The sequence below is a fragment of the Pseudomonadota bacterium genome (genome assembly GCA_011049115.1).
In the GTDB taxonomy this organism is placed as follows: domain Bacteria; phylum Desulfobacterota; class Anaeroferrophillalia; order Anaeroferrophillales; family Tharpellaceae; genus DSCM01.
The window spans coordinates 76,995-91,919 of the sequence record DSCM01000096.1 but is presented as its reverse complement, the minus strand read 5'-3'; the positions used below and the strand labels follow the sequence as shown (position 1 = coordinate 91,919).

At 51.9% G+C, this 14,925-nt stretch carries 14 protein-coding genes and 1 other RNA gene; 6 read left to right on the top strand and 9 right to left on the bottom strand.

All coding sequences use genetic code 11. From position 1 onward, the window contains the following. Positions 1-4 precede the first annotated feature (4 nt). The 3 genes from ssrA to ENN66_08615 form a co-directional block, all read right to left on the bottom strand. Positions 5-354: a transfer-messenger RNA gene (ssrA, locus tag ENN66_08625) on the bottom strand. A 204-nt stretch (positions 355-558) separates the two neighbouring features. After that, entirely contained in the window at positions 559-1,008 is a 450-nt protein-coding gene (gene smpB / locus ENN66_08620) for an SsrA-binding protein SmpB (GenBank protein ID HDS16649.1), read from the bottom strand. A gap of 27 nt (positions 1,009-1,035) precedes the next feature. Continuing rightward, the gene (locus ENN66_08615) at positions 1,036-2,211 is read right to left on the bottom strand and encodes a TraB/GumN family protein (GenBank protein ID HDS16648.1); all 1,176 of its coding nucleotides are present in this window, start codon (positions 2,209-2,211) and stop codon (positions 1,036-1,038) included. A 305-nt stretch (positions 2,212-2,516) separates the two neighbouring features. On the opposite strand from ENN66_08615, the gene ENN66_08610 reads away from it, so the two are divergent. Beyond that, positions 2,517-4,475: a hypothetical protein gene (locus ENN66_08610; protein ID HDS16647.1), complete on the top strand. Its 1,959-nt coding sequence runs from the start codon at positions 2,517-2,519 to the stop codon at positions 4,473-4,475. A gap of 346 nt (positions 4,476-4,821) precedes the next feature. Further along, a complete protein-coding gene (locus ENN66_08605; protein HDS16646.1) occupies positions 4,822-5,715 on the top strand; it encodes a hypothetical protein in 894 nt (297 codons plus the stop codon). Positions 5,716-5,725: 10 nt separating this feature from the next. Here ENN66_08605 and ENN66_08600 read toward each other — a convergent pair whose 3' ends face one another. The 6 genes from ENN66_08600 to ENN66_08575 form a co-directional block, all read right to left on the bottom strand. Beyond that, on the bottom strand, positions 5,726-6,400 hold the full coding sequence (locus tag ENN66_08600; GenBank protein ID HDS16645.1) for a hypothetical protein: 675 nt from the start codon (positions 6,398-6,400) through the stop codon (positions 5,726-5,728). 122 nt (positions 6,401-6,522) lie between these two features. After that, on the bottom strand, positions 6,523-7,485 hold the full coding sequence (locus tag ENN66_08595) for a hypothetical protein (protein HDS16644.1): 963 nt from the start codon (positions 7,483-7,485) through the stop codon (positions 6,523-6,525). 134 nt (positions 7,486-7,619) lie between these two features. Then, positions 7,620-8,291: a hypothetical protein gene (locus ENN66_08590; GenBank protein HDS16643.1), complete on the bottom strand. Its 672-nt coding sequence runs from the start codon at positions 8,289-8,291 to the stop codon at positions 7,620-7,622. Positions 8,292-8,389: 98 nt separating this feature from the next. Then, on the bottom strand, positions 8,390-8,782 hold the full coding sequence (locus ENN66_08585; protein HDS16642.1) for an acyl-CoA thioesterase: 393 nt from the start codon (positions 8,780-8,782) through the stop codon (positions 8,390-8,392). Positions 8,783-8,883: 101 nt separating this feature from the next. Beyond that, entirely contained in the window at positions 8,884-9,768 is an 885-nt protein-coding gene (locus tag ENN66_08580; GenBank protein ID HDS16641.1) for a hypothetical protein, read from the bottom strand. 93 nt (positions 9,769-9,861) lie between these two features. Next, positions 9,862-10,506 (bottom strand): XRE family transcriptional regulator, encoded by a 645-nt coding sequence (locus tag ENN66_08575; protein ID HDS16640.1) that lies wholly within the window; start codon positions 10,504-10,506, stop codon positions 9,862-9,864. Between the two features lie 248 nt (positions 10,507-10,754). Between ENN66_08575 and ENN66_08570 the strand changes: the two genes are divergently transcribed. The 4 genes from ENN66_08570 (at position 10,755) to ENN66_08555 (ending at position 14,814) form a co-directional block, all read left to right on the top strand. After that, positions 10,755-11,498, top strand: coding sequence for a hypothetical protein (locus ENN66_08570; protein ID HDS16639.1), 744 nt, complete (start codon positions 10,755-10,757; stop codon positions 11,496-11,498). Positions 11,499-11,625: 127 nt separating this feature from the next. Continuing rightward, positions 11,626-12,168, top strand: a complete 543-nt coding sequence (nuoE, locus tag ENN66_08565) for an NADH-quinone oxidoreductase subunit NuoE (protein ID HDS16638.1) — start codon at positions 11,626-11,628, stop codon at positions 12,166-12,168. Beyond that, positions 12,161-14,101 carry an NADH-quinone oxidoreductase subunit F gene (locus tag ENN66_08560; protein HDS16637.1) on the top strand — a complete coding sequence of 647 codons (1,941 nt, stop codon included), beginning with the start codon at positions 12,161-12,163 and terminating at the stop codon, positions 14,099-14,101. The genes nuoE and ENN66_08560 overlap by 8 nt, the downstream gene beginning before the upstream one ends. Then, a complete protein-coding gene (locus ENN66_08555) occupies positions 14,101-14,814 on the top strand; it encodes a hypothetical protein (GenBank protein HDS16636.1) in 714 nt (237 codons plus the stop codon). Before ENN66_08560 ends, ENN66_08555 begins: the two co-directional genes overlap by 1 nt. The last annotated feature ends 111 nt before the right edge of the window (positions 14,815-14,925 follow it).

Below are 14,925 nucleotides of genomic sequence, written 5' to 3'. Positions count from 1 at the left end.
TAAATGGTGGAGGTGGCGAGAATCGAACTCGCGTCCGAAAACCTTTACGTCGAAGTCTCTACATGTTTAGACGGATTTTAATTTAACCGAATTCCAGCTCCTCCGCTCGGGATCTGAAGTCGGCGATTTTCCCTTTGAATTCGAACGGTAACCGGAAACCTTCTACCATTCTATCCCACTGCGATGATGCCCGGGTCCAACTTAGTGGAAGTCAGCCGGCCGGACACTGGCTAAGCAGCCAGAGCGTAGTCGCTATTATCGGCGTCTATTTAAGATTCAGTCAGTTTAAGGAGTTAACTGAAACTCCACATGCAACCCCACGCTCAGCATTCCCGTCGAACCCAGGACACCCCCTTGTTAAGCTTGATTGTTTAATCCGTGCTGTTGATATTATCTCCAGCCGACCGTTTAAGACCGGTCAACTCATGCTCTCTATAGCTGACAATATAGCAAGAGGAAGCTCTTTTAGCAAGGGTTTAACCTTAAAAAAAAAGGCTGCCGGCCGCGCGCGGCGCGATCACGGTCTTAGCCTTCGCCTCGAACAAGGCGTCTGGTGGTTTAGCGGTCGCGAAATTCGCGCTCGGTGTCACGTCTGACGGCTTTTTGTTTCAGGTCCTCGCGTTTGTCATGCAGTTTTTTACCTTGAGCCAGAGCAATTTCAACTTTGACCTTGCCGTGTGAAAAATAGGCTTTGGTTGGCACCAGGGTCAGGCCTTTGATGGTCACCTTGCCGATCAGGCTTCTGATCTCATGTTTATGGAGCAGGAGTTTGCGGGGGCGCAGGGGTTCATGATTGTGAATGTTGCCGTGGGAGTAGGGGCTGATATGGAAATTTTCCAGGAAAATCTCGTTGCCATGGATGCGGGCGTAGCAATCATTCATATTGCCCCGACCTTCGCGCAGGGCTTTGACTTCGGTGCCCCTCAGAGCAATTCCGGCCTCAAATTTCTCGATCAGGGAAAAATTATACTGGGCTTTCCGGTTGTTGCAGATGATTTTTTGCGTCATGGTCTGGACCTGGTTCGAAGGCGATCCTTAAAAAAGCCGGACTGCGATCCAGCTGCCGGAAACAAAGGTGCCGGTCGCGCTGCCCAGATTGGAAAGTGCGACCACCAGTAAGATACGGCTTACCGGATTTCGCCAGAAGCCCTTGATTGTCGATATCTCCTGGGGTAGGTTTTCGAAATCAGCGACGGTTGGTTTCTTGACCGAGGCCTGTACCAGACCGGAGACGAATCCGGCGGCGATCAGGGGGTTGAGACTGGTGATCGGAGCCGCGAAGAAAGCCGCTATGATAGTCAGCGGGTGTCCGCCCGCGACCCCCGCGCCCAAGGCTGCGAGCAGGCCGTTGACAAAAACCCAGATATAGATGGATTCCAGGGAATGCTGGCTGCCGCCGCGAAAAAAACCGGCGATGATTAAAGCCACGATCAGGACCGGCAACCCCCATTTGAGAAATTTCAGCCCGGCCGTCGTCGGCGGTATTTCCATGATCGGCGCTAAAGGGGTCTCGTGCTCGATTTCCCGGATAATACCCTCCAGGTGGCCGGCTCCGACCACGGCCACGAGGGTGCGACCCGGCGCCTGGCGCAGTTTCTGTGCCAGAAAGATGTCTCGTTCATCGATCAGACGGCGTTTGACTTCAGGGAAACCGATGGTAAATTCGCTTAACAGGTTTTCCAATTGGTCCTGGTTAAGCATTTCCTCGATCATTTCACTGTCGATCTCTTCACTGAAGATGACCCCGCTCAAGAGATGAAAAATCATCTTTGCTTTCTGCCGCCAACCAAGATAACCCCAGACCCTTTTCAGGGTGATGTCGATGGGACGGTCGGCAAGCACCAGTTCGGCCCCGATGGCTTCGGCCTCGTGAATTCCGGCTATCATTTCGGCTCCGGGCTGGACGCCGAGCTGTTTTCCCAGGCGGCGGTAGAAGGCGCTGAGGATCAGCTGAGCCAGAAGCAGCAGAGCTTTTTTCTCTTTGATAACCTTGATGATGTTCATCTGTTGCCAGTGTTCCTTGCGGGTCATGGCCTGATGGCGGGGCGGGCAGAGTTCGACGGCGACGGTATCGGGCGCCACGGTGCGAATGGTGGTCTCGACCTCGGTCACGCTTTTGGCTGAGACGTGGGCCGTACCGACCAGATAGATATCCTTGCCGGCCACGCTGATATGGCGTACCGAGTCGGGTAATTCCTGAATCTTTTCCAGGTCGGAAGGTAACGAGGTCAAGGATGTCATGTGGTATATCAGCCTTATGTATAGGGATTGAATGTCCTGTTGACGTGTCTCTCCGGCTTTCTGTTCTGTAATGAATACTGCTCGGCGGGTCGGGAGAAAATACTTGAGCCTCTATCACAAAGCCCGGGCTGAATGCAACTGCCAATAAACAATGCGAAAGAAAGGGAATTCTGCTTGACATAAGTTTCTGTCTAATATATGAGGATATTCTAATTTAGCAGCTTTAAAAACTTTGTTATAAAGTGTTTTAACCATTTTTGTTGAGGAGGTTGGCTATGAAAAGAGTTTTAGTTGCCCTGATTGCCGGGTTGGTGGTGTGCTGCGCGGCGGTGTCGTGGGCGGGTGAAGACTTGACGGAAAAAGCCGAGGATATAACCAGGGCCGGAATTGTCGGCCCCGGCAGTATCAACGTGCATCGGTCCGGTGATATTCAGATGAGCTTTGGGGCCACGGTGCGGATTATCCCGACTTTTGAGGATAATTACGATTTCGGGCTAGGGGATGTTGAAGGTTTTGCTCCCGGTGATCTTTTCAGAAACCATGTCAACGAGGCGGGCTGGGTGGCTGACGGCCATATCCGGACGGAAAACAAAATCTATTTCAACGCCATGCCTAACGACAAGGTATGGAGTTTTTACGCCGCGCTGGAATTTGACGGAATCCTTGACAATCGCGTGGTCGATGATCGCGGCAATAATGATCCCGGGCTGTTTGATGCTGGTAGCAGCAACAGCAACTATGGTCTGGAAAGGCTGCATGGTACCGTGCTCTTGCCTTTTGCCAAAAGTCTTAATCTGAGACTGCATGCCGGCTGGGACATCTACGAAATGGATGCCTTTCAGGGAGGCGGTCTGGTTTATGGTGATGATAATCCGGGTTTCTGGGTAACCGGAAATTCCGGTGAAGCTGTAAAGTTTCAGTTCGGTTTTCATAAACTACAGGAAAACGACTGGCAGATCAGCAACATCAAACGCGGCAGTCATGACGATGATCGCGATCTTTACACGGTGGCGGTGGATTACAATCTGAACCAGAACAACCGGATTCGCTTCATGTATGCCTTTGACCGGATCCGCAACATCCACACCAACACCATTCAGAACTATCTTTTCGGTGATACCGTGGCCGGTAAATTGTCTGAATCTCAGGATAAGTTGAATACCAGCGCTTATGCTCTGAATCCCCTGGTGCCCGGTATCGTGGTTGGTGGCCAGGTGATTAACTCAACCGGTACGGATGGTTCAAGTTCCACCGCGATCAGCGGTGGTCGAATTGATACCGCTAAAGTCGCAGCCTCAGCGGCGGCCATTGACTTCGTTGCCGGCGCCGGAACCTCGGCCACACTGCTGGGCAGTCAGGCCAAAATCGATCAGGCGAATTTCAGCCTGGCCAACAATTATTTCAATGACGGTCTGGACGCGCCGGATACCGATTCGCACCATATTGGTTTTTATTACCAGGGCGGTTTTGGCATTATAAAACCGTTTTTCGAGGCGGTTTATCAGTTCGGCTCGGCGGACAACACTGGTTTGAGCGCCTATCGCGATTACCAGACGGGGAAAAATTTCAAGGAAAATTATGACATTAGCGCGTATGCCTTGGCCGCGGACGTGGCTTTTGACCTGAAGGAGCTGGTTGGTTTTAAATTTGAGCCTCATATCGGAATCATGTATACTTCCGGTGATGACGATCCGACCGATGGCAAACTCAAGGGCTACACCGGGGTTGTCAACCTGCAGCGCTTCTCTTCTCATTGGGGCGGCGAAAATACGATTGCCGGCGATACCAACCTGGTGCTAGGTACAGTTCTTTATGGGTACCTGCCGGAATTTTACGGTAGTGGTACGCCGGTTTCAACCGGTGGCCTGGAAAACTTCTCTGGCAACGGCGGCGGTCGCGGCGACAATCCTGGTCTGTTGATGTACAGCATCGGTTTAAACCTGGCGCCGAAACGTTTTCTTATCTACAATACCAATATCAACATCTTCAACTATAATGAAGATTTCCGGATGCTTTCCTATGATGGTTCCGTGCATCAGATCGACAGCGGTTACGTGGGTACCGAATGGGATAACGAAATCATTCTGGCTTTAAGCAAAAACATGTTTATTAAGGGACAGTTTTCTTTCTTCTTTCCTGGAGAAGTGGTTGAAGATATCACCGAGGCTTATTCCGGTAAAAAATGTGATGATGTCGCCAGTCGTCTGGCCCTGGAGTTAATCTGGAACTTCTAACGGCTGAATGAAAACGCTTGTTTGCTAAAAGGAAGCGTTTATGTTAACAGCAAGCATGTGAATCGTCGCATGACGACGGTTCACATGCTTTTTTTATGCTCTGGTTTGATTTGGGAACCCAGTGTGCGTCTTCGACAGATATCCAGGACTGGTTTGTTGGAAAATTTTTTTTTAAAGAGTGGGTTGTTCTATGGATAATTGTTTAAGGGCTTGTTTGCCGAGGTTGCGGTCTGTTCTGGTCTTATCCCTGATCGGTTTAATTCTTTCAGGGCCTGGAAGCACTTCGGTCTCAGCCGAGGAGAAATTTGATTTTAATAATTTGTCCGAGAGCCAGGAAAGACAGATCATGTATCCCTCGCTGACCTCGGCGGATGACTATCGTCAAGGCCAGGTCGAACAACGGACCATTAATCTGAATGAGATTTTTCGAGGAGGGGAAGGCGGCGAACTGTCTTTGCGGCAACGGCATGAGTATGAAAAAAGATTACGGCGCTTGGAACAACGGGGGCTTAATCATGAGCGAAGTTTAGAGGTAAACAGGGCCTTGCGGCGCGGTAAAGTCGGAATGCTATTCGCTCCCGGATTAAATTCGCCGGCGGCAGCAACCCTGCTGAGCAAAGCTCCCGAGCTGATGCTGGCTCAGGGTTTTATCTATTTCGAACCCTCGCAATTACAGCCGGTGCTGAATAATTTTCGCTATCGACAGGCTTTGCAGAATCCGGAGGCGATAGCTTCCTTTCTGAGTGAATACCCCGGTTGTCGTTATCTGCTTTTCATTCAGAAGCTCAGACTGCCCGCAGGTTTTCCCGGAGTGGTTGAACTCGATGGTTTTGTGGTCGACGGTTATGCCGGGCAGCGTTATTCTTTGCGGACGGCCCGTGAGAACGCTAATGCGCCAGGTCAGGTGGAAACTGCTTTGGCGCGGGCGCTGCAGCAGTATTTGGGGGCTTTGCAAAACCTGGTTGCGGGCGGCGGCTTTCAAGGAAAGATTTTTCTCGTTCAGGGGCCGCGCCTCTATCTTAATGTTGGCTTACTGAGCGGCTTGGTCGCCGGCCAGGAGTTGGAAGTTCTGTCTCAGCCGAGGACCATTTACGATCCGAGAACCGGTCTGGCGGCAGGCATGGTTCCGGGGATTCCCTGTGGCAGAATACGTCTTCTGAGAGGTTTCGGCTATGATCTGGCCGAGGCGGAATTGCTTGCCGGACAGGCGCGGACGGGTGATCTGATCGAGCCTCGTTGAGATGATTTCTTCAGGCTCTGGTGTTAATAGATGTTGTGGGCGGGTTGGTTGGTAACAGGCTGGTCATTGCGGCGGTCTGCTCGTAACTGCGACGTGTCGGGTTGTATCGGGTTGAAGGCTGTGCGGAAGGGTTATTGGCCGGAGACTGCTTGTCGTCGGCCGCCGCTGTTGTGGGGGAGCGCTCCTGCTGTAATTTTATACGGGCCTGAGCCTCAATCTGAGCGGCGCGGGCGGCGATGGCGCGATCCTGTCCCGATGGATCTTTGGGGGCCAGCGCTGCCCTTTTGACAACCTGCATTTTCTGAATAGTGGCTTCCGGGGTATTTCCCTCCGAAACGTCAATCTTTACTTCCCCTCCGACGGCATAATTTCGGTTATCGGGGCCTTTCTGGTATTCGTAGTGAGCGCCGCCGCTGACATATGGTCCTCCGGCGGCCAGGTGTGCCTGTTCATGGGCCTTGACTTCGGCGTCCCTTTTTTTCAGTTCATTGATTTGATTTTGTTCTGCTTCGCTGAGTTCCCGCGGGCTGTCAGTCGGAAAGCTTATGGCGGGGGCTTGTTTTTTAAGCTCGGCCGGAGTTACGCCGGCGGCTGGCTTTGTTTGAACAGCGGTGGCAGGAGATTTGTCGCTTAGTCTGAAATCCGGGTAAAAGCCGGGGCGCCATTGGCTGTTTCCAATCTGCATGCCCTTCCCTCTCAGTCTTGTCAGCCTTTGCGGTTGCCGTTTTGCGGAAAACCCTGGTTCGTTCCAACATCGTTGGTGAGACAGCTTCCATATGTAAGTTTAGCGTCGGCTTCCTGGTTTTGTCAATTGCTTTTCCCTGGAATTTTCCGGCCGGTTGACACCCACGCCGGACCTGATTGAGGTGTAATGACTTGATGCAGCGGACTGAAGTGGTAAAAGATAAGGCTTAACAAGAAAAAGATGGTGATGATCAGCGTGGCCCGACGATTGACGAGACCGTCCTTAGTGATCTTGATAAGCAGCAACCAGCCGCAGAGCGCGCAGAAAACAAAACCCGCAAACCAGTAAATCGAGGGGCTTGCCAGAATGCGCTCGGGCTTACCGCCGGCAAGCTGCCAGCTCAAGGGTAAAATTTGCAAAAATATCGCGACCAGCAGCCATTTACCGGCATAAGCGGCCGCCCGGAAATAGTATTCTCGGGACTGTTTTCTGGTTTGCTCTTTTTCACCGGAGTTGGCCAGCATAAAGATCAAGGCCGTCAGGCTGAGGGAGTTGAGAACGAAATGGATAAAACAGGCAATTTCTATGCGTCCCAGCCACCAAAAGAAGATTTCCCGGTTGGAAGTCAGCTCACCTTGTATTCGTGACCAGGCTTTTCCGGTCTCCGGCAGATACCAGAAGAAAGCCGCTCCCAGGGCTCCGGCGACCGCCGGCAGAGCTGAAGGCAGATGTAAGAAACGGTTCTTTATCAAGGTCAGACTGAAATGATAGAGCAGAAATAAAATGAGCGCCGCGCCGGCTAAGACCAGACTTCGGAGCAGAAAGGAGTTTTGGCAGAGTTGTTCGCGCAACGGTAGAAAAACTATGCCGGCGCCGACGATGTAAAAGATCATGGCCCAGGGTAAAACCGATCCGGTTAGTTTTGGGCTGAGCCGAGAACCCTCCACGCCGGTCTTGCTTTTGTCAAAAAGCTCATGGCTCAAAGCGATGACGACCCCGCCCAGAATCAGTCCCAGGGCCAACAGGAAGGCTATGTTTCCGGCCTCTTGCATTCGGGGATGGGAAAGGTAGTTGATGAAATTCATAGGGTGCTGTTTCCTTAAATTATTAATCGAAAATCAGTTGTTGATCGATGGGGACGCAACCTGGCGGCAAAAAATAATAATGCTGTAAGTTCTGAACCTGGCGCGGCTCTTTTTAAGTGATGCTTTCGCAGGGTTCATGGATTAATCTTGGAGCCGGGGGATGCGGCGTCCGGCTTCTTGTAGCTTTGAAAGCGGAGCAGCGCCTCGTCCATTTCTTCTTTATTGAGCAGGAACGGGCTTCCCAAGCTGCATGCCCGGTAATATATTTCCGCGACTTCCTCAATATAAAGCGCGGTCTCATAGGCTCTTTTCAGATTCTCGCCGACGGCCAGTAAACCATGGTTTGCCATCAGAATGCAATTCTCCCGACCCAGAGCTGCCGCGGTCTGGCGGGCGAGTTCGGGCGTCCCGAAGGTCGCATAAGGCGCGAGCCTGATTTCTCTGGCTTCGGCGATGCCGATCAGATAGTGACAGGCCGGAATCGGCTGCCGCAGCACGGCAAAGGTGGTGGCAAAGCGGGAATGGGTGTGAACCACCGCATTGATTTCAGGCCTTGTTTTATAAATTTCCAGGTGTAAATACCATTCACTTGAAGGAGGAAGGCCTTCGAGGTGCACACCGTTAAAGTTCATCAGGGAGATGTCCTTGGGACTTATTTGTTCGTAATCGACGTCGGAGGGTGAGATCGCGATTAGATTTTTGGTTCTCAGGGCCAGGCTCAGATTGCCACCGGTTCCAGTGGTCAGACGGTCTTTCAGCAGGCGGCGGCCGTAGTCGGCAAGCAGGCGGGAGGTAGCTTTTATCATCAGAAATCATCCCTATTTAAATGACCGAAAGATAAGTGGCGTGTTTCTTGACATATCCGGCAACCAAGGCAGAATCTGGTCTTGGTTGCCGGGATTGATTATTTTTTGATCAGAGCCTGAATGTTTTCCGGCATCGGAATGCTTTTGCGCCGCTGCAGGTCGAAAATCAAGAAGCTGACTTCAGCTTCGCAGACAATTTCACCATTGTTTTTTTTACGTATTACTTGGTCGACTATCCCAAGCTTGTGGTTGCGTAACTCCCGAAAGATAGTCTCGATAACAAGAACCTCGCCAACCACAGCTTCGCGGCGATAATGAATGTTGAGGTTGACAACGGCAAAACCCAGTCCTTCCCGGACCATCTGCCAGAGATCAACGCCGGCCTTTTCAACCTCGTCACAGCGTCCCCATTCAAGATATTCGACGTATTTGGCGTTGTTAACATGTCCCATGACATCTACATGGGTGGAGCGCACTGTGATTTCAAGCATTTTAATAAACTCCACGATAATTTTACTGCCGGAGAGAGGGCTTTCTCCCGGTCGGATTGTCAGTCAGCGTTCTGATTCGGCCGCAGGCTCAGCTGAGATGTCTAACCAAAAAATAAGCGGATATTATTTTCAACTTTCAGATTTAAATCGCTTTCACAACCGGGCGGCAGCTCCCAGAGCTCGGCGGCAAATTTCAGAAAACGGGAAAAGCTTAAGGGGATTTTCAGCTCATGAGAAGGCCGCCGGGTTGAAACCCTACGGCCAGCGTAATCTTTTCTCACGCTGGCGGCGAGATGGTTTCTGAACTCGATAAACCGGTCAACATGCTTCCGGAAAAAATCCAGTCCAAAACGGTTGATGACAATCAGGGCCAGATAGGCGTCCAGACGGGCATCAAGTTTTTTCCAGAGAAAGCTTATATTATTGAGAAAAACTTTCGAGTGGAAGGGCAAGGAGGGATAGGGTTTTCGGCCAGGCCCGGACTGTCCTGAGTCGGAATGGGCGCGGTCTTGCTCCGCGATCAGAATCCCGACAATTTCTTCCCCCCAGAGCAGCAGGCGCATCAGAGGATTGCGTCGGCTTGAGTAATGCAGAGAATCCATGCCTTGGCAAAGGCTCAGGCAAAACTGTTGTTCATTCAGTGAGAGCTTGGCGAAAACCTGGGCTTCACGACAGAGGGCATTGGCGCATTTAAACTGGTAACCTGTTAAATCGCGAAGATCACGGCCGTGATGACGAGCCGGATGTAACAAACAACCCGCCTGTTTCTCGTCGTCGTCAAGGAAACCGAGCCCCCAGCAGAAATCCCCTGGGCTTTCGGTGGGGGCGGCCAGTCTCTTTTCCAGTTCCAGACGATTGCAACGCAGGATGGTTTTCGTTCTCGGAATGTCGTCGAGCGGGTCGGCTTCCGGGTCTCGAATCGGCGGACAACAGAAAAAACAGCTTTTTTCCTGATCCGGAAAGCAAAGCGAAGCAAGCTTGAGCATAGGCAAAGGCCAGCCAAAGGAGGCGAGAGATTTTCCCGCCTCCTTTGTAACTGATAGCTATAAATAGTTGGCTGTGCGGAGTCGAAGCAGATATCAACCGCAATACATGATAGCCAGAATCAGAGCCGGCTCGTCGGTGTTGGTGACAACGACATGCGGAGTTGTTGATTTAAGATAAAGGGCGTCGCCCAAGGACAGGATTTCCACTTTGTTTTCCACGATGACCTTCACTTCTCCGTCGATAACGTAGATAAATTCTTCGCCGTCGTGAACCGAAGGCACGACATCTTTGGCCTTTTCCGGATTAAGCTTGACGATGAAAGCGTCCATATGGCGACCCTTGAGGTCGGCGGCCAGGGGGATATAGCTATGATAACTGGCCCGGCCGGAAGGCAGCGGGGCGCTTTTCTGGTCGCTGACCCGCAGAACGCTGTAATTTTCCTGGACTTCACGGTCGGAAAAAAGGTTGCTCATGACGGTGTTCAAAGCCCGTGAAAGACGGATCATGGTGCCCAGCGGCGGGGTGATTTTTTCCAGTTCGATATTTTCCAACATGGCGATGTCGAAGCCCGTTTTCTGGGCGAGCTCGGCTAGGGAAAGACCCTGGGTTTCGCGCATATGCTTGATTTTTTCTCCGACATGGATAGGATCGGTCTGTTCCTGAGGTTTGTCCATGTGCTCGGCCAGATCGGTCAGGTACTTCTCGTAGTATTCATTGTGCTTTTCGATATTGATCATAGCTAATTCACTCCAATAATGTAATGTCTCTTACAGGGCGGACTTGCCAGCTTACGTTAAATGGATTATATATAATTGCGACTATCATATATTGTTCTTGCTGTAAAGGGCAAGAAATAATTTTATCTTCGCGTGATCGGTTGCTGAAAACAGTGGTTTACGTAGATCCGTGAGCTTGAGAATCGGATCGGGTCTGAGATAAAGATCTTGACAAACTGATTTTGGTCGGTTAGCAGGTATCGGCAAATATGAATTATAGCATGACCGTGGAATCTTGTAAAACGGCAGCCGCAGGCGGCATGCGTTTTGTCGCCTATCGAGATCTGAGCCTCGCACTGAAACCTTTTTTTGCTGAATTTATCAGCGCGTATTGTCGCAATTGTCAAAAGGTCACAGCTCGTTTACCGGAGGCAGACGCGGAGACCATCGACATCGTTGAAGGGGTTTATCCAGGTTGTTGTCATCGTGGTGCCGGGGATATCTTTCGTCTTGAAGGGGAACCTTGCGAACGTTCCCGGCTGGCTCCGGAAATAATAACCGAACTGCAGAAGCGGCGGCGGGTCAGGTTGGCTCAGTTTGAGGCGGCAACCGGTGGTTTTTATCGTTATCGACGGCAGCGCGATGGAGCCTGGTTAAGTGGGGCGCACTGCCGTTATTTTGCGGCCGATGGCTGTGGGCTGGGAGAACTCAAAGGCCCGCTTTGTCTCAATTTCATCTGTCCTCCGATTCGAGAGGATCTGCTGAAAGTCGCGGCCGGTAGGGAAAATCTGATCGGTCCAGAGCACGATTTCTTGTTTATCTACCGAAGCATGGCGGTAATCAGTTATGATCAGCCCAAAGCCGTGGCGGAAACCATGGTCGGCGTAAAACGAAATATTTTGACTCTGGCGCGCTTGTGTCGGCGGTTTATCGACCGTCACGCGGCCGTGTCACTCTACGAATATTTTCAGCGACAAACTCAAGTTCAGGGCGCTGTTCCTGAAATCTTTTGATAAAAGTTGGAGCCGTTCATTTTGGGGGAGAGTTTTGGGAAATCGATAATCCAGTTAGTTCCGGCTCTACGGCAAGGAGAAGTAAAAGATGCTTGACCATTTTTCGGGTGCTTTGAGCGATGAAGAAATGGCGGTGCTTGACAAGGAGGAACTGGCGGTTCTGAAGGCGGTTGCAGATGAACTTCCGGAGTTTTCCCGAACACCTTCTCAATTGATCCCGGTCCTGCAGTCAATTCAGAAAAAACACGGTTATCTGCCGAAACTTGTTTTGCGACTGGTGGCAGACCATCTTCAGGTAACCATCGCCAGAATCTATGGCGTCGCCACATTCTATAACCAGTTTCGTTTTAATCCTCCCGGTCGTAATCCGATCAAGGTTTGTCTGGGAACCGCCTGTCATGTCAAGGGTGGCGAAATAATTCTGGAAAATTTTGAGCGTCGTCTGCAGATCAGGGAGGGTGAAACCAGCGCCGATCGCGAATACAGCCTCGAACGGGTGGCCTGCATTGGTTGTTGCGCCCTGGCCCCGGCAGTGGTGATTGGCGAGAAGGTTGAAGCTTACGTCACTCCCAGCAAGGTCGAGGGGATTATTACTGAAATTGAGGTTCGCAAAGAGATGGCAGCCCGGGAGCAGCAGAGAAATGAAACCGCAGCATCCACCAATGAATAATAGTCCGAGAGCTTTTTTGGCCGAGCTGGTCACGGCGGCCGCTGCCAAACTTGCGGAACTTAAAAACGCTTCGGTGCCGGTGATTTATGTCGGTTGCGCCACCTGCGGCCGGGCTGCTGGAGCCATGGACACGATTGCCGGATTTAACGAGGCTCTGGTTGCCAACGGAATCGAGGCGATTATTCGAAAAGTCGGTTGTCTCGGACACTGTTATGCCGAGCCTCTGGTGATTATTCAGAATCCCGGATTTCCTCCGCTGCTCTATCAGAAAATCGGAGTGGGTGAAGCTGGAATTCTGGTTCGTTCCTTCCTTAAGGATGGCAGCGATCCCTGTTATGAATACTTGCTCGGGGCTCTGGAGGCGGATGATAATTTTCCGACCCTGATGGATTATCCGCGTTATCTTTTTGAAAACCGGGTAATTATGGAACACTGCGGCCTGATTGATCCTGAGGATGTGGATCATTATCTCGCGGTTGGTGGCTATTCGGCTTTGGCCCAGGGGCTGGAAGAAGGCGGGGTCCGGGTTCTGGAAGAGATCAAGGCCGCCAATCTGCGGGGTCGGGGGGGCGCCGGCTTTCCGGCCGGGCGGAAATGGGAAATTGCCCGCAATGTCAAAGTTTTCGAGAAACTGGTGATCTGCAATGGGGATGAGGGTGATCCCGGGGCCTACATGGATCGAACCCTGCTGGAGAGTAATCCGCATCAGGTGCTCGAAGGGCTGGCTTTGGCGGCTCTGGCGGTGGGCGCCGGGCGGGCGCTGCTTTATATTCGGACCGAATATCCCCTGGCGGTTGAAATTGTTGAACGGGCGATTGCTCAGGCGCGGCAGAAAAACCTTCTGGGTTCTAAAATCCTAGGTAGTGATTTTTCTCTGGAGGTCTCGGTTTTTCAAGGTTCCGGAGCTTTTGTCTGCGGAGAAGAAACCGCTCTGATCGAGTCTTTGGCCGGCCGCCGGGGTATGCCCCAACCGCGGCCGCCATACCCGGCCGTATCCGGGTTTCAGGGGAAACCGACGATAATCAACAATGTCAAAACCTTGTCGACCGTGCCCTCTATCATCCGTAACGGCGCTTCCTGGTTTACGGCGATTGGGACCCCGGGCAGCCCCGGGACGGCAATTTTCTCCGTGGTCGGAGAGGTCGAATATCCCGGGCTGGTCGAGGTGCCGATGGGGGTTACGCTCGAACATCTGGTGGTGGATGTTTGCGGCGGAGTGAAAAACGGCAAAACCCTGAAAGCCGTTCAGATCGGCGGTCCTTCCGGCGGCTGTCTGCCGGCGTCCCTGCTGCAGACCAAAATCGATTTCGACTCCCTGAAGGAATCCGGGGCGATGATGGGGTCGGGCGGCTTGGTCGTTATGAACGAAGATACCTGCATGGTTGAACTGGCGCGTTATTTTACGGATTTTACTCAGGGTGAATCCTGTGGTAAGTGTACCTTTTGTCGGCTTGGCACCCGTCATTTACGCGATATTCTTGAGGATCTGACAAAGGGTGTAGGGTCTGCGGAAGATCTTCAGACCCTGCAGGAACTCAGCGAGATGATTGTTAAAGGCTCGCTCTGTAGTCTGGGTAAAACGGCTCCTAATCCGGTGCTGACGACCCTGCGTTTTTTTCGGGGCGAATATGAGGCTCATTTTGCGGAAAGACGTTGCCCGGCGCGCATGTGCCGGAGCCTGATCGCTTTCTATATCGATCTGGAAGCTTGTGCCCGGGGTTGTGATGCCTGCGTTGCCTGCTGTCCGACCGAGGCGATTTTTACGACCAGTAACCGTAAAAAGGCGATTGATCAGGAAAAGTGTGTCAAATGCGGCGAATGTGTTTATGCCTGCCCGCCGGAATATGACGCGGTACGGCGAATTTCACCGCCCAGTCTGATTCCCGATCAGGGAGTAAAGCCCTTGATCGAGGAAGAAAAAGAGGAAAAGTGATGCAAGCCGTTGAAGATATTCCGGTAACCGTAACTATAACCGTAGACGAGCGAAAGATTGAAGCTTGTGCAGGCCGCAACCTGCTTTCGGTTTGTCTTGAAAATAATATCTATATTCCCCACCTCTGCTTTCTCGAAGGGATGGAGGACCCCCCGGCCTCCTGTCGCCTCTGTTTGGTTGAGGTGGTGGGCGAAAATTTCCCCGTTGCCTCCTGTCGCTATCTGGTCAAGGATGGGATGGTGGTCCGTACCGATAGTGAGGCATTATTGCAACTGCGGCAAACCGCGTTTCGCCTGCTGGTCTCGACCAACGATGGGCGTTGTCATCTCTGTCTGGCTAATCATAGCTGCGAGCTTCAGCGGATTGCCAAGTTCCTGCACCAACCACTACGAACCAAACGCCTGCGGCATATAGAGCGCAATTACCCAGAACTTATCACGGAACACCCTTACCTGGTCTATGAGTCCAAAAAGTGTGTGCTCTGTGGTCGCTGTGTTTATGTCTGCGGAAAACTGGAAAAAGGATATAAGCTGGATTTTGCTAAGCGGGGGATTGATACGGTGGTCTCTTTTTTCGGCAGTGATATCGATCCGGCAACGAGCGCTTGCCAGGATTGTCTGGCCTGCGCAGCGGTCTGTCCGGTTGGAGCCCTGAACAGCAAGAGGGTATGGCAGGATTTTACTGAGGAGCTGAAGCTTCAGGGTAAACTTTAAATCAGGGATATCTCTCAGCGGCTTTGTTTGCTGGGCTCGTAACAACTTGCGCGATTCATGATTGCTCAATAACGACACCCCGTCGGCCTGATTAACGACGAAAAGCCGGAG

Bases quoted from the DNA above. Each gene is read 5' to 3' on its own strand.
- smpB (HDS16649.1), bottom strand. From the start codon at position 1,008: ATGACGCAAAAAATCATCTGCAACAACCGGAAAGCCCAGTATAATTTT.
- ENN66_08610 (HDS16647.1), top strand. From the start codon at position 2,517: ATGAAAAGAGTTTTAGTTGCCCTGATTGCCGGGTTGGTGGTGTGCTGC.
- ENN66_08605 (HDS16646.1), top strand. From the start codon at position 4,822: ATGTATCCCTCGCTGACCTCGGCGGATGACTATCGTCAAGGCCAGGTC.
- ENN66_08600 (HDS16645.1), bottom strand. From the start codon at position 6,400: ATGCAGATTGGAAACAGCCAATGGCGCCCCGGCTTTTACCCGGATTTC.
- ENN66_08595 (HDS16644.1), bottom strand. From the start codon at position 7,485: ATGAATTTCATCAACTACCTTTCCCATCCCCGAATGCAAGAGGCCGGA.
- ENN66_08590 (HDS16643.1), bottom strand. From the start codon at position 8,291: ATGATAAAAGCTACCTCCCGCCTGCTTGCCGACTACGGCCGCCGCCTG.
- ENN66_08585 (HDS16642.1), bottom strand. From the start codon at position 8,782: ATGCTTGAAATCACAGTGCGCTCCACCCATGTAGATGTCATGGGACAT.
- ENN66_08580 (HDS16641.1), bottom strand. From the start codon at position 9,768: ATGCTCAAGCTTGCTTCGCTTTGCTTTCCGGATCAGGAAAAAAGCTGT.
- ENN66_08575 (HDS16640.1), bottom strand. From the start codon at position 10,506: ATGATCAATATCGAAAAGCACAATGAATACTACGAGAAGTACCTGACC.
- ENN66_08570 (HDS16639.1), top strand. From the start codon at position 10,755: ATGAATTATAGCATGACCGTGGAATCTTGTAAAACGGCAGCCGCAGGC.
- nuoE (HDS16638.1), top strand. From the start codon at position 11,626: ATGGCGGTGCTTGACAAGGAGGAACTGGCGGTTCTGAAGGCGGTTGCA.
- ENN66_08560 (HDS16637.1), top strand. From the start codon at position 12,161: ATGAATAATAGTCCGAGAGCTTTTTTGGCCGAGCTGGTCACGGCGGCC.
- ENN66_08555 (HDS16636.1), top strand. From the start codon at position 14,101: ATGCAAGCCGTTGAAGATATTCCGGTAACCGTAACTATAACCGTAGAC.